11 protein-coding genes are annotated in these 13949 nt (G+C 55.3%); 7 read left to right on the top strand and 4 right to left on the bottom strand.

The genetic code is table 11. The features are described 5' to 3' along the window. The first annotated feature begins 1 nt into the window (after window position 1). The 5 genes from OGY62_RS09610 (at window position 2) to OGY62_RS09590 (ending at window position 5036) form a co-directional block, all read left to right on the top strand. A complete protein-coding gene (locus OGY62_RS09610; protein WP_047464081.1) occupies window positions 2-640 on the top strand; it encodes a lysophospholipid acyltransferase family protein in 639 nt (212 codons plus the stop codon). Then, on the top strand, window positions 633-2393 hold the full coding sequence (locus OGY62_RS09605; RefSeq protein ID WP_275155302.1) for a bifunctional alpha/beta hydrolase/class I SAM-dependent methyltransferase: 1761 nt from the start codon (window positions 633-635) through the stop codon (window positions 2391-2393). The genes OGY62_RS09610 and OGY62_RS09605 overlap by 8 nt, the downstream gene beginning before the upstream one ends. Continuing rightward, window positions 2390-3676 (top strand): phosphatase PAP2/dual specificity phosphatase family protein, encoded by a 1287-nt coding sequence (locus OGY62_RS09600; protein WP_047463597.1) that lies wholly within the window; start codon window positions 2390-2392, stop codon window positions 3674-3676. Before OGY62_RS09605 ends, OGY62_RS09600 begins: the two co-directional genes overlap by 4 nt. A gap of 32 nt (window positions 3677-3708) precedes the next feature. Further along, window positions 3709-4059 (top strand): hypothetical protein, encoded by a 351-nt coding sequence (locus tag OGY62_RS09595; protein ID WP_309300384.1) that lies wholly within the window; start codon window positions 3709-3711, stop codon window positions 4057-4059. A 107-nt stretch (window positions 4060-4166) separates the two neighbouring features. Next, a complete protein-coding gene (locus OGY62_RS09590; protein ID WP_012132313.1) occupies window positions 4167-5036 on the top strand; it encodes an aldo/keto reductase family oxidoreductase in 870 nt (289 codons plus the stop codon). A 62-nt stretch (window positions 5037-5098) separates the two neighbouring features. On the opposite strand, the gene azoR is transcribed toward OGY62_RS09590, so the two are convergent. Continuing rightward, a complete protein-coding gene (gene azoR, locus OGY62_RS09585) occupies window positions 5099-5704 on the bottom strand; it encodes an FMN-dependent NADH-azoreductase (RefSeq protein WP_049011899.1) in 606 nt (201 codons plus the stop codon). A 201-nt stretch (window positions 5705-5905) separates the two neighbouring features. Here azoR and hrpA point away from each other — a divergent pair, with 201 nt between their 5' ends. Then, window positions 5906-9808 carry an ATP-dependent RNA helicase HrpA gene (gene hrpA, locus OGY62_RS09580; RefSeq protein ID WP_286459664.1) on the top strand — a complete coding sequence of 1301 codons (3903 nt, stop codon included), beginning with the start codon at window positions 5906-5908 and terminating at the stop codon, window positions 9806-9808. An 8-nt stretch (window positions 9809-9816) separates the two neighbouring features. Here hrpA and OGY62_RS09575 read toward each other — a convergent pair whose 3' ends face one another. After that, window positions 9817-10722 carry a LysR family transcriptional regulator gene (locus OGY62_RS09575; RefSeq protein WP_110494241.1) on the bottom strand — a complete coding sequence of 302 codons (906 nt, stop codon included), beginning with the start codon at window positions 10720-10722 and terminating at the stop codon, window positions 9817-9819. Window positions 10723-10850: 128 nt separating this feature from the next. On the opposite strand from OGY62_RS09575, the gene OGY62_RS09570 reads away from it, so the two are divergent. Further along, complete coding sequence (locus tag OGY62_RS09570; RefSeq protein ID WP_071259026.1) at window positions 10851-11486, top strand: LysE family translocator; 636 nt, start codon at window positions 10851-10853, stop codon at window positions 11484-11486. Between the two features lie 2 nt (window positions 11487-11488). Here OGY62_RS09570 and OGY62_RS09565 read toward each other — a convergent pair whose 3' ends face one another. Further along, window positions 11489-12865 carry an efflux transporter outer membrane subunit gene (locus OGY62_RS09565; protein WP_286459663.1) on the bottom strand — a complete coding sequence of 459 codons (1377 nt, stop codon included), beginning with the start codon at window positions 12863-12865 and terminating at the stop codon, window positions 11489-11491. Beyond that, window positions 12862-13944, bottom strand: coding sequence for an HlyD family secretion protein (locus OGY62_RS09560; RefSeq protein ID WP_104868631.1), 1083 nt, complete (start codon window positions 13942-13944; stop codon window positions 12862-12864). The genes OGY62_RS09565 and OGY62_RS09560 overlap by 4 nt, the downstream gene beginning before the upstream one ends. Window positions 13945-13949: the final 5 nt, after the last annotated feature.

Raw genomic sequence — 13949 nt, 5'->3', positions numbered from 1 at the left:
GATGACGCGTATCCTTCGTCCGTTGTTTGCGCTGTGCATCGTCTGGCCGATCATGTGGTTGTGGCTTGGTCTGCGTGTTAAATATCAAGAAAGATTGCCGAAAAGCGGCCCGGCGATTGTGGTGGCCAATCACAACAGTCACATGGATGTCTTCGCGCTACTTTCTCTTTTTCCACTCTGCCGTCAGGCTGAAGTGCATCCCGTCGCGGCGGCTGATTATTTCTTGCGTAATAAAATCATGGCGTGGTTTGCGCTCAATATTCTCAACATTATCCCCATTTCACGTAAAGGCGGAGAGGCTAACCCTCTGGCACTGTGCGAGCAGGCATTGCGTGAGGGAAAAACATTAATCCTTTTTCCAGAAGGCACGCGCGGCGAGGCAGGTAAGCTGTCGCCGCTGAAATCAGGGTTATGGCATTTGAGCCAAAGCATGCCGGAAGTCCCGATTATTCCTGTCTGGCTGCGGGGAACAGAGCGAGTGATGGCCAAGGGAAACCGTATTCCGCTTCCGCTGTTTATCGGCGTCACGGTAGGTAACGCACTGAGTTTTAATTCCGATAAAAACACGTTTATGGACGATCTGAAGTGCCAGTTGGTAGCGCTTTCGCAACAAACAACAGGAAGTCATTCCCATGATTAATACACGGGCGCCTGAAGAACGGCAATTTTTAACCAATGACAACGTTGAGCTGTTTTATCGCTACTGGCCCGCAACGTCGGCAGGGGCAACGCCGAAAGTGATTGTCCTGTTCCATCGCGGACATGAGCATTCTGGTCGTCTGCAACATATTATCGATGAACTGGCGATGCCGGATACGGCGTTCTACGCCTGGGATGCCCGTGGGCACGGGCGCTCGCCGGGCCCGCGCGGTTACAGTCCATCGCTGGCTCGTTCGGTTCTGGATGTGGATGAGTTTGTTCGTTTTGTTGCAACTGACAGTCAGGCCTCAATAGAGGATGTGGTGGTTGTGGCACAAAGCGTTGGTGCGGTGTTGGCGGCAACCTGGGTACATGACTACGCCCCGACCATCCGCGGTCTGGTGCTGGCATCACCGGCGTTTAAGGTCAAACTGTATGTGCCGTTTGCCCGCTCAGGGCTGGCGTTGATGCACCGACTGCGCGGGCTCTTTTTTGTTAACTCCTACGTGAAGGGCAAGTATCTGACCCACGACCCGGCGAGGGTGGCAAGTTTCAATCAGGATCCGCTGGTCACCCGTCCTATCGCGGTTAATATCCTGCTCGATCTCTACAAAACGGCAGAGAGAATTGTCAGCGATGCCAGCGCGATCACCTTGCCAGTGCAGATGTTGGTCTCCGGGGAGGATTACGTTGTTCACCGCCAGCCGCAGATCGATTTCTACCAGAGACTGCGCAACCCGCTAAAAGAAATTCATATTCTGCCGGGGTTTTATCACGATACGCTGGGTGAAAAAGAGAGGCATCTGGCGTTTGATAAAATGCGCGTGTTTATTGATACGCTCTATGCTCTGCCTCCTCAACGTTTTGACTATAGCGACGAAGACCGCTGGAGTCCGGGGGCGGATACCTGGCGAATGTTAAGCGGTGGGCCGGAACCTTATTCGCTAAATGACATCGCTTATCGTACCTTGCGCTATGGCATGAAGATGCTGGGGACGCAATCCACTGGAGTCCGTCTGGGATTTGAAACGGGGTTTGATTCTGGCAGTACGCTCGATTATGTCTATCGCAATCAACCGCAGGGTAGCAGCGCACTGGGGCGTCTGATTGACAAAAACTACCTCAATAGCGTGGGCTGGAAAGGGATCCGTCAGCGTAAAATCCATATGCAGATGTTGATTCAGCATGCGGTTGCCAAACTTGCTGAGCAGGGAACGACGGTGCGGGTGGTTGATGTTGCTGCTGGTCACGGGCGTTATGTACTTGATGCGCTGGAAAGTGAAACGGCAGTGGATGAAATTTTGCTACGAGACTACAGCGAATTAAATGTGGCGAGAGGCCAGGAAATGATAGCGTCTCGCGCAATGGCGGCACGTGCGCGTTTTGAAAGGGGGGATGCTTTTAACCGTGAAGAACTGGCTGCGCTGCTACCTCGACCGACGCTGGGAATTGTCTCAGGACTGTATGAATTGTTCCCGGAAAATACGCTGGTACGTAATTCTCTTGCCGGGCTGGCAGATGCCATTGAGCCGGGAGGTATTCTGATCTACACCGGTCAGCCCTGGCATCCACAGTTAAAAACCATCGCCTGGTCGTTGACCAGTCATAAGGATGGAAAAGCATGGGTGATGCGTGTGCGTACGCAAGGCGAAATGGATGCGCTGGTGTGGGAGGCCGGGTTCGATAAATGCGCTCAACTGATAGATGGGTGGGGAATTTTCACCGTTTCTATGGCGGTGCGTCGCGCATCATGACAACCCGACGTTCTGTTTACCGGCAAGGTATAGGCTGGTTACTGCTGCTTGCTCCGTTTTTCTTTTTAACCTACGGGCAGGTTAACCAGTTTACCGCCGGGCGAGATAACATTAGTAGTCTGGTTTTTGAGTGGGAGCGGCATATTCCTTTTGTGCCCCTGACTATTATTCCTTACTGGAGTCTGGATCTGCTGTACGGCCTGTCGCTATTCGTCTGTACAACGCTGAATGAACAGCGGCGACTGGTCTGCAAATTAGTGTTGGCTTCACTGATTGCCTGCATTGGCTTCTTGTTATTTCCGCTGCAATTTACCTTCACCAGACCGGAGATAACCGGTCCGGCCGGTTGGCTCTTTGGTCAGCTTGAACGGTTTGATTTACCGTACAATCAGTCGCCGTCGTTGCATATTATTTTGTGCTGGTTGCTGTGGCGGCACTTCCATCGTCATCTGAAGGGCAAATGGCAAGCATTGAACGGTGGTTGGTTTTTGCTGATTGCCGTATCGGTTCTGACTACCTGGCAGCACCATTTTATTGATGTTATCACCGGGCTGGCAGTGGGTATGGTTATCGACTGGTTGATTCCGGGACAGGGGCAATGGCGTTGGCGCATCGCCTCTGGTAAGCGTAAGATTCTGGCTACTCGCTATCTGTTTGGTGTACTGGCGTGTCTGGCTGGCACGTTTGTGACGCCCTGGTTGTGGTGGCCGACATTGGCGTTGCTGATTGTGGCGCTGGCTTATGGTGCGCTCGGCGTCGAGGCATTACAAAAAGACAGGACGGGGCGGTTAACGCCCGCCGCCTGGTGGCTGCTGTTTCCCTGGCGACTGGGGATGATGCTCTCTATGCACTGCTATACCCGCCGCTTACCGGCGGTCAGCCCTCTGGTCGATGGGCTGTTTTTAGGTGCGTATCCGTGCAGACCTGTGGAGCAACAGGCGGTACTGGATCTGACCGGTGAGTTTCCCCGCTCCCACGCTTCGCAAGACGTTGTCTATTGTTGCGTACCGATGCTGGATCTGGTTAAACCGGACTACGACACGCTTTATCAGGCAGTGGGTTCGCTGGAGCAATTGCGCATCACTCATGGCAGCGTCCTTATTCACTGCGCGCTGGGACTGTCACGCAGTGCATTGGTGGGGGCGGCATGGTTATTGTATCGCTATCCGGGGTTAGGTGTTGATGACGCAGTTGATCGACTACGAAAGACGCGACCGCAGGTTGTTTTTACATCTGAACATCTGGAGCTGTTAAAACAATGGAAAACAGAAGTGACAACATAACTAATAAGCATCTTCTACAGGCTCGCTTGTTGATGCAAACGCTTAATAGCTGGCGTTTCTTTTTGCTCTTCACTTTCCCACCGCTGGCCTGGGCTCTCCTGCTCTCACCACCGGGGATACTCCGCACAATGATCGCTATGATGAGCGGCATTGTCTGGTTTGGTTGCTGGCGACTGTGGCTTGATGCTCAGTATTTTTCTCTTATCAACGAAGAAAATAACGAGCAAGCTGGTGAAGTGCTTTGCTTTATCTGGCAGCGAGAAAAGCTACTGACGTTGACGCTTGCCGGGCGGCAGCAGGGGGCGTTAAAGCAGTGTCAGCGTACGTTGTACTGGGTTGCCATTCTGTGGCTGGGATGGTTGATGCTGTTGTTGTTCTATTGAGATATTGATTCTACGTATTTTCTGTTTTGTATGATAAAGCGCGATAATTTGCAGGGTAAGTTTCTATACTGTCTGCTCCGAAGCGATATTCAGCAAGAGGGGCAGTTATGGCAAGTCACGGTAATTCAGCGACGTTTTCTCTCGGTTCCCGGCAGGTAAAACGGCTGGGCTATGGGGCAATGCAACTGGCAGGACCTGGTGTATTTGGCCCGCCGAGAGATCGTCACGTCGCGCTGACGGTGCTTCGGGAGGCGATTTCGCTGGGTGTGAATCACATTGATACCAGCGATTTTTACGGCCCGCATGTTACGAACCAAATCATTCGAGAAGCGCTGCATCCGTATCCTGACGATCTGGCGATCGTCACCAAAATTGGCGCCCGTCGCGGGGAAGATGCGTCGTGGTTGCCCGCTTTCTCGCCTGCGGAACTGAAGCAAGCGGTTCACGATAATCTGCGTAATCTCGGACTTGATGTGCTGGATGTGGTCAACCTGCGCGTTATGTTCGGCGACGGTCATGGCCCGCATGAAGGATCTATCGAAGAGAGTTTTAGCGTGCTGGCTGAACTTCAGCAGCAGGGGCTGGTGAAGCATATCGGTCTGAGCAATGTCACCGCGAAACAGGTGGCTGAGGCGAGGAAGATTGCCGAAATTGTTTGCGTGCAGAATGAGTACAATATCGCCCATCGCCAGGATGACGCACTCATTGACGCGCTGGCGGGCGAGGGTATCGCTTATGTGCCGTTCTTCCCACTGGGCGGGTTTACGCCGTTGCAGTCATCAACGCTCTCCGACGTTGCCGCCAGCCTGAATGCGACGCCAATGCAGGTAGCGCTGGCATGGTTGCTGCAACGTTCAGCCAATATCCTGTTAATTCCGGGAACGTCGTCAGTGACGCATTTGCGTGAAAATATGGCGGCAGGGGATTTGCAACTTTCGGATGAGGTTCTTGCGGTGCTGAATGGCATGAATGCCTGATGGAGGTTATCCGGCCTGCGGGAGGATGACACCCCTTGCAGGCCGGATGAGGCAAATAAATCTTATGCAGCAACAACGCTGTCAATCGCCGCTTTGGCATCAGACTGCGCTTTGGCCGCGACTTCCGGGCCGTAAGCAATCCCTTCAGCAAACACGAAGTTCACGTCGGTGATACCAATAAAGCCCAGGAAGACTTTCAGGTACGGCGCGATCAGGTCTGTCGGCGTATCTTTGTGGATACCGCCACGGCTGGAGAGAATCACCGCACGTTTACCGGTCACCAGACCTTCCGGCCCTTTCTCGGTGTAACGGAAGGTGACGCCCGCGCGGGCAACCAGGTCAAAATAGTTTTTCAACTGAGTCGGGATGTTGAAGTTGTACATCGGCGCCGCAATGACGATCACATCGTGCGCTTGCAGTTCCGCGATCAGCTCGTCGGATAGCGACAGCGCATCCTGTTGACGAGGAGTCAGCGGAGCGTCGCTCGGGCGCAGGGCACCCACCAGTTCGCCATCCAGTACCGGAACAGGATTCGCGGCCAGGTCGCGCACGGTGATTGCATCCGCAGGATGCTTTTCGCGCCACTGTTCAACAAAATAATCAGACAACTGACCAGACTGAGAGTACCCTGCCAGAATACTGGATTTAAGAACTAATACTTTGCTCATGGGTGTTTCCTTTTATGTGTTTGAATGGGGTGAGCCCCGTTGCTTGTTGACACTCTATTCACAATCCTGTCGCAGAGATAGCGCAATATATCGAATCCTATGTTCGAAATTATTGAACAACACACGAAAAGCGCCGATGTGGTACTCTATACCAATCATTAAAAAGAGATTTTACCCGGCAGAGCACTGCCCTCTAATGCTATGACAGAACAACAGAAAATCACCTTCGCCGCACTTCAGCAACAGCTGGATACGCTGATGCTGCGTGACAGGCAGCGCTTTGCCCGCCGCCTGCATGGCGTGAAGAAGGTTAAAAAACCTGATGCACAACAGACCATTCTCCTGGAGATGGCGAAAGAGATTGAACAGGCAGCAGGTAAAATTGTGCTGCGCGAAGCCGCCAGACCGGAAATAACGTATCCAGAAAACCTGCCTGTCAGCCAGAAAAAACAAGCCATCCTGGAGGCCGTTCGCGACCACCAGGTGGTGATTGTGGCGGGGGAGACCGGCTCGGGTAAAACCACGCAGCTGCCGAAAATTTGTATGGAGCTGGGGCGCGGTATTAAAGGGCTGATCGGCCATACGCAGCCGCGTCGTCTGGCGGCGCGTACCGTTGCCAACCGTATTGCCGAAGAGTTGCAAACGGAACCGGGCGGCTGCATCGGTTATAAAGTCCGTTTCAGCGATCACGTCAGCGACAACACGATGGTCAAGCTGATGACGGACGGTATCCTGCTGGCGGAAATCCAGCAGGACAGGCTGCTGATGCAGTACGACACCATCATCATTGATGAAGCGCACGAGCGCAGCCTGAATATCGACTTTCTGCTTGGCTACCTGAAAGAGCTGTTGCCGCGTCGCCCGGATCTGAAAATCATCATCACCTCCGCGACCATCGACCCGGAGCGCTTCTCGCGTCATTTTAACAATGCGCCGATCATTGAAGTTTCCGGCAGAACGTACCCGGTTGAGGTGCGCTATCGTCCAATTGTCGAAGAAGCGGACGATACCGAGCGCGATCAGCTTCAGGCGATTTTTGACGCGGTGGATGAACTGGGGCGTGAAAGTCCCGGCGATATCCTGATCTTTATGAGCGGCGAGCGTGAAATCCGCGATACCGCCGATGCGCTCAATAAACTCAATTTGCGCCATACCGAAGTATTGCCGCTGTATGCACGCCTCTCTAACAGTGAGCAGAACCGCGTGTTCCAGTCGCACAGCGGACGTCGCATCGTGCTGGCGACTAACGTGGCGGAAACCTCGCTGACCGTACCGGGCATTAAGTACGTTATCGATCCCGGCACTGCGCGCATCAGTCGCTACAGCTACCGTACCAAAGTGCAGCGGCTGCCGATTGAACCGGTTTCACAGGCTTCCGCTAACCAGCGTAAAGGCCGCTGTGGACGTGTGTCGGAAGGGATCTGCATCCGTCTGTATTCGGAAGATGACTTCCTGTCGCGCCCGGAATTTACCGACCCGGAGATTCTGCGTACCAACCTGGCTTCGGTTATTTTGCAAATGACGGCGCTGGGGCTGGGCGATATCGCCGCATTCCCGTTTGTTGAAGCGCCGGATAAACGCAACATTCAGGACGGCGTGCGTCTGCTGGAAGAGCTTGGGGCGATTACGACCGATGAGCAGCAAACGGCTTATAAACTGACGCCTTCAGGACGCCAGTTGTCGCAGTTGCCGGTAGACCCGCGTCTGGCGCGGATGGTACTGGAAGCGCAGAAACACGGCTGCGTGCGTGAGGCGATGATCATCACCTCCGCGCTGTCTATTCAGGACCCGCGTGAGCGCCCGATGGATAAACAGCAGGCGTCCGATGAGAAACACCGTCGTTTCCACGATAAAGAGTCTGACTTCCTCGCCTTTGTGAATCTGTGGAATTACCTCGGCGAGCAGCAGAAAGCGCTGTCGTCGAACCAGTTCCGCCGCCTGTGCCGCACCGATTACCTGAACTATTTGCGCGTGCGCGAATGGCAGGATATCTACACCCAATTGCGCCAGGTGGTGAAAGAGCTGGGTATTCCGGTAAACAGCGAACCGGCGCAATACCGTGAAGTACATATCGCGCTGCTGACCGGGCTGCTGTCGCATATCGGGATGAAAGATGCCGACAAGCAGGAGTATACCGGCGCGCGCAACGCCCGTTTCTCCATCTTTCCGGGTTCCGGTTTGTTCAAGAAGCCGCCGAAGTGGGCGATGGTCGCAGAACTGGTGGAAACCAGCCGCCTGTGGGGGCGCATTGCGGCGCGCATCGATCCCGAGTGGGTGGAACCGGTTGCCCAGCATCTGATTAAGCGTTCTTACAGCGAACCGCACTGGGAACGGGCGCAGGGCGCGGTGATGGCGACGGAGAAAGTGACCGTGTACGGTCTGCCGATAGTGGCCGCGCGTAAGGTGAATTACAGCCAGATCGACCCGGCGTTGTGTCGCGAGTTGTTTATTCGTCATGCGCTGGTAGAGGGCGACTGGCAGACGCGCCACGCCTTCTTCCGCGACAACCTGAAACTGCGTGCGGAAGTGGAAGAGCTGGAGCACAAATCGCGCCGTCGCGACATTCTGGTCGATGATGAGACGCTGTTTGAGTTCTACGACCAGCGCATCAGTCATGACGTGATCTCCGCGCGCCACTTCGACAACTGGTGGAAAAAAGTCAGCCGTGAAACGCCGGATCTGCTCAACTTTGAAAAGAGTATGCTTATCAAAGAGGGCGCGGAAAAAATCAGTAAGCTGGATTACCCGAACTTCTGGCACCAGGGAAATCTTAAGCTGCGGCTGAGCTATCAGTTTGAACCGGGCGCCGACGCCGACGGCGTCACCGTCCATATCCCGCTTCCGTTGTTAAACCAGGTGGAAGAGTCCGGGTTTGAATGGCAAATTCCAGGTCTGCGCCGAGAGCTGGTGATTGCGCTGATTAAATCGCTGCCGAAACCGGTACGACGGAACTTTGTTCCGGCGCCGAACTATGCCGAAGCGTTTTTAGGTCGCGTAACACCGCTGGAGCTACCGTTGCTGGATGCGCTGGAGCGTGAATTGCGGCGGATGACCGGCGTGACGGTAGATCGCGAAGACTGGCACTGGGATCAGGTGCCCGATCATCTGAAGATCACCTTCCGCGTGGTGGATGACAAAAACAAGAAGTTGCAGGAAGGGCGAGCTTTGCAGGGGCTGAAAGAGGCGCTGAAAGGGAAAGTCCAGGAGACGCTCTCGGCGGTGGCTGATGACGGCATCGAGCAGAGTGGGCTGCACATCTGGAGTTTCGGTCAGCTGCCGGAAAGCTATGAGCAGAAACGCGGCAATTACAAAGTGAAGGCGTGGCCAGCGCTGGTAGACGAGCGTGATAGCGTCGCCATCAGGCTGTTCGACAATCCGCTGGAGCAGCAACAGGCAATGTGGTGCGGTTTACGCCGCTTACTGCTGCTGAATATTCCGTCGCCGATTAAGTATCTGCACGAAAAGCTGCCGAATAAAGCCAAGCTCGGTCTGTACTTCAACCCGTATGGCAAAGTGCTGGAGTTGATTGACGACTGCATCTCCTGCGGCGTGGACAAGCTGATCGACGCCAATGGCGGCCCGGTATGGACGGAAGAGGCTTTTGCCGCGCTGCATGAGAAGGTGCGTGCTGAGCTGAACGACACCGTTGTCGATATCGCGAAGCAGGTCGAGCAGATCCTGACCGCCGTGTTCACGATCAACAAACGTCTGAAAGGACGCGTGGATATGACGATGGCGCTGGGGCTGTCTGATATCAAAGCGCAAATGGGCGGGCTGGTGTATCGCGGTTTTGTCACCGGCAACGGCTTTAAGCGCCTCGGCGATACGCTGCGCTATTTGCAGGCGATTGAAAAACGGCTGGAGAAACTGGCGGTCGATCCGCACCGTGACAGGGCGCAGATGCTGAAAATCGAAAGCGTGCAGCAGGCCTGGCAGCAGTGGATTAACAAGCTGCCGCCAGCCCGCCGTGATGATGACGACGTCAAAGAAATCCGCTGGATGATTGAGGAGCTGCGCGTCAGCTACTTTGCACAACAGCTCGGCACGCCGTACCCGATCTCCGATAAGCGCATTTTACAGGCGATGGAGCAAATCAGCCTGTAGCTCCATGCTCAGCTCAGGCAGGAGATACCTTCGGGTATCTCCTGCGGGGCGGCGCGCTTTAGCCTGTCATAAAGCAGCGCAATGTCTTTTTCGAATGCCGTATCTTGCGGCCAGACCAGATAGTAGCCTTCTCCGGTTGCCACCGCTTCATTGAACGGAAGGGCGAGCAGACCGCTTTTTACCGCCTCCAGACTGAGCAGCAGATCGCCCACGGAGACGCCATGCCCTCTTATCGCCGCCTGATTTCCCTGTTCCAGCGTGTCGAACACTTTTCCCCGACGGGTATTCAGCCCGTTAAATTTACCGCTGCGTGCCAGCCATCGCGTCCAGTCGCGCCGGTCCGGCGAAGGATGAATAAGCTCGCAGTCGGCAATGTTTTCTCGTACCTGTTCAAGCAGCTCGGGGGCGCATATCGGGATCAGCCACTCTTTAAAAAGCAGCCTGCTTTGCGTGCCGGAACCAAAATGACCGTTGCCTAACAGGATGGCGCAGTGAAAGGGTTCGCGATTGAAATCCACCGTATCGGTGTCCATCCAGACGCTGGAAAGCTCCACGTTAAGCGAGGGCTCCTGCTGATGTACGCTGTTCAGCACGTCCAGCAACCAGCCCATTGTCAGGGTTGAAGGCGCCTTTAAGCGCAGACCGTGCTGCTGGTTGCGAAACGCGGAGCAGGCGTTTTCCAGCGTCCGAAAGCCTGCGGCCAGCTGCTCCGCCAGCGCGCGTCCCGCTTCCGTTACCTCAACCTGCGGGCCGTTGCGGTGAAACAGCGGGCAGTCAAACGTTGTCTCCAGAGTACGGATATGTCTGCTGATCGCGCCCGGAGTGACGTTCAGCGCGTCAGCGGCTTTGCTGAATGATCCGAGGCGGGCGGCGGCTTCAAAAGCGCGCAGGGCATACAGTGGCGGCAGAGTCATGGCGATACGCTATTGTGAGTTTTACTCACATTAAATAGCAGTTTTATTCGTTTTTCAAACGTCATCGCTCGCTGAATAATGCCGGGAGTTTCCGGGCCTGTGTGCGTTATGAAGGAGAAAAGGCGTTGATTAATCTGACATTGCTGAGTGCGTATAGTTTATCGGTTTTACTGTTGCTGGTCACGCCCGGCCCGGTGGTTGCGCTGGTAACCGGAACGGCGGCCCGGCACGGCGCGCGTAAAGCCTTTGCGACGGTGATCGGAACGAACAGCGCCTCTCTGGTGCTGATTATCCTGGCGGCGCTGATGCTGGCCGGGGTGGTGTCGATCTCCGGTTTGTTTCTGTCTTTGCTGGGGATCGCAGGGTCGTTGTATATCGGCTACGGCGCGTTAATCAGCCTGCGGGCGGGGAATCCGCAGGCAAATGCGCAAGAAAACACGGTCGCTGCGGGCGACGGCGGGGTGATCCGGGGATTTATTACCGGCATTTCAAATCCGAAAGACATCCTTTTCTTTGTCGCTTTCTTCCCTCAGTTTATTGCGGTGACGCAGAACTTCGCCGCCAGCATTATGACGCTGACGGTGGTGTGGATCATTTTTGATTTTGCTGTTTTATCGCTGTACATCCTGCTCATCAATAAATGGTTGTCACCGCATCACAGCAGGCGTATTGGGCTGGCGTCATCGCTGTTTTTGCTGGTGGTATCGCTGTCTGGCATGGTCTATAACGTCCGCGAAATCATTCACCACTTGCCGTACGGATGACGTCAGACTGACCAGCCGCCGCCCAGCGCTTTGTAGAGATCAATCTGTGCCAGCAGCAGATTGTTTTTCACCTGCACCACATTGGTTTGCACTGAGAACAGCGTGCGCTGGGCGTCCAGTACATCCAGATAAGACGAATAGCCATTGCGATAGCGATTCTGGGCGATGCGCAATGTTTCCTGCGCCACATCCTGCTGCGCCTGTAATTCACTGAGTTGTTCCTGATAGCGGGTGATGGCGTCGAGGCTATCGTTTACCTCTCTGAAGGCGTTACGCACGGTTTTTTCATAACTGTACAGCGCCTGATTACGCTGGGACTGGGAAATATCAACCTGCGCATTCAATGCCTGACGGTTAAGCAGAGGGGCGAGAATGCTGCCGCCGATACTCCATAAGCGGAGCGGGTCGTCAAGCAGACCGGGGAGCGAGCGATCCTGCACCGATCCGGTCGCCGTCAGGTTGATCGACGGCAGCAGGCTGGCGCGAGAGGCGGCAAGCGTCGCATCGGCCGCAATAAGCTGTCTCTCGGCCTGCACAACATCAGGACGGCGGTTGAGCAACGAAGAGGGCAACTGTGACGGCAACGTTAAGGGCGTCAGCGCATCAAAACGGTCGCTACGGGCCAGCCGCGTCGGGTTACTGCCCAGCAGAAGACTCAGCGCGTTTTCCTGTTGTGCGATCTGGTGCTCAAGCAGGGGAATTTGCGCGCGCGTCGAGCGAAGCTCAGAATCCGACTGCATCAATTCCAGGCGCGAGCTGTAGCCTGTTTCATATTGCCGTTTTGCCAGATTCCAGGCTTCTTCACGCGATTTCAGCGTCGATTTTGTCACGTTGAGCTGCTCATCCAGCGCCAGCAGCGTGACATAACCGGACGCAACGGACGAGGCAACGGTCAGATCGGCGGCGGCCGCCGCCGCTTTTTGCGCCGCCAGCGAGGCCTGCGCCGCACTGGCGGTGCTGCGATTAACGCCCCAGATATCGACATCGTAGCTTGCCGTCAGGCTGCCCTTATACAATGTGCTGTAGATCGGAAGTCCGGTTGCCGCAGACTGCGTTCGCGCCCGCGCTCCGCTAACGCCCGCATCCAGCGAGGGGAACAGGCTGCCTTCGGCGGCATAGACCCTGGCCTGGTATTCATTTACCCGTTCGCGGGCAATCAGCACGTCGCTGTTATTTTGCAGTGCCTGATCGACATAATGATTCAGATGACCGTCGTGAAAATTTCTCCACCATATCTGTTCTGTTGCGCTGGCGGGGCCGGTGGCGGTTCGCCAGGCGGCGGGGATTTGCAAAGACGGTTTTGCGGGTGCCACATCAACCGACTGACAGCCACTGAGCAGCAGGGCGAACAGCAAAGCGGCAACGGGACGGCGCGTCATTGTTTCGCCTCCCGGGTATCGATATGTACCTGCACCGACATACCTGGACGCAATCGCGCAATCTCCTCCGGTTTACCCAACACCTCTACCCGAACCGGAATACGCTGGGCGATTTTGACAAAGTTGCCGGTCGCGTTATCCGGCGTAATGGCGCTGAACTCCACGCCAGTTGCCGGAGAAATGCTCTCCACCCGGCCTTCATAAGCCCGATCATTCAGCGCATCGACGGTAAACCGTACCGGCTGACCCACGCGCAGCTCCGCCAGTTGCGTCTCTTTAATATTGGCGATAACCCAGTGCTGCGGCGGCACCAGCGTGGTGAGATGCGTTCCGGCGGTGACATACGCGCCGAGGCGGACGGCAATCTGCCCAAGCTGGCCATCGCGCGGCGCGACAATGCGGGTATTTTGCAGATCGATCTGCGCCAGCTCTAACGCTGCGCGGGCATTTTCAACGTCGGCTTCCAGCGCTCCCCGGTTGACGATCACCGTTTGTAAATCCTGTCGTGACATCTCCAGCGTGGCTTTCGCCTGGTCGATATCCGCGCTGCCTTGCGCGGCGCTGGCCAGCGCCGCATCGCGTTCACGAATCGACAGCGAACCGTCGGCGGTGAGATCTTTCACGCGTTTCAAATCTGCCTGGGTTTTCAAACTTTGCGCTTTGGCGTTCTTCAGTACCGCTTCATTGCGCGCAATCACGGCTTCGGCGCTTTTACGCTGTTGCAGGTTGTTATTTAACGCGGCGATTTTCATGGCCAACTGCGCTTCGCCCTGATGGACACGCTGGCGATAAATACGGTCGTCGATCTGCATCAGCAGTTCGCCTTTTTTCACCTGCACAAAGTCCTGCACATTCACCTGCGTGATATATCCATTCACCTGCGGGCTAATAAAGGTGGTTTGCCCACGCACATAGGCGTTATCCGTAAATTGCGTATGGCGGGTAAACGGCGGTAATTGCCAGGCGTAGAGGATCACCAGAACCCCGACGAGGCCAATGGCGGCAGCGGCAAAAATTGACACCACACGGAGATTGTTTCGGGTATTTGCCTGCTCTTTGGCGGCATCCTGCTGACTCATAGCGG

This window comes from Citrobacter sp. CK198, assembly GCF_030333295.1.
Taxonomy (GTDB): Bacteria; Pseudomonadota; Gammaproteobacteria; order Enterobacterales; family Enterobacteriaceae; genus Citrobacter_B; species Citrobacter_B koseri.
This window is presented reverse-complemented; position numbering and strand designations above follow the sequence as displayed.

Excerpts from the sequence above, each read along its gene's own strand:
- OGY62_RS09610 (WP_047464081.1), top strand. The coding sequence starts at position 2 with ATGACGCGTATCCTTCGTCCGTTGTTTGCGCTGTGCATCGTCTGGCCG.
- OGY62_RS09605 (WP_275155302.1), top strand. The coding sequence starts at position 633 with ATGATTAATACACGGGCGCCTGAAGAACGGCAATTTTTAACCAATGAC.
- OGY62_RS09600 (WP_047463597.1), top strand. The coding sequence starts at position 2,390 with ATGACAACCCGACGTTCTGTTTACCGGCAAGGTATAGGCTGGTTACTG.
- OGY62_RS09595 (WP_309300384.1), top strand. The coding sequence starts at position 3,709 with ATGCAAACGCTTAATAGCTGGCGTTTCTTTTTGCTCTTCACTTTCCCA.
- OGY62_RS09590 (WP_012132313.1), top strand. The coding sequence starts at position 4,167 with ATGGCAAGTCACGGTAATTCAGCGACGTTTTCTCTCGGTTCCCGGCAG.
- azoR (WP_049011899.1), bottom strand. The coding sequence starts at position 5,704 with ATGAGCAAAGTATTAGTTCTTAAATCCAGTATTCTGGCAGGGTACTCT.
- hrpA (WP_286459664.1), top strand. The coding sequence starts at position 5,906 with ATGACAGAACAACAGAAAATCACCTTCGCCGCACTTCAGCAACAGCTG.
- OGY62_RS09575 (WP_110494241.1), bottom strand. The coding sequence starts at position 10,722 with ATGACTCTGCCGCCACTGTATGCCCTGCGCGCTTTTGAAGCCGCCGCC.
- OGY62_RS09565 (WP_286459663.1), bottom strand. The coding sequence starts at position 12,865 with ATGACGCGCCGTCCCGTTGCCGCTTTGCTGTTCGCCCTGCTGCTCAGT.
- OGY62_RS09560 (WP_104868631.1), bottom strand. The coding sequence starts at position 13,944 with ATGAGTCAGCAGGATGCCGCCAAAGAGCAGGCAAATACCCGAAACAAT.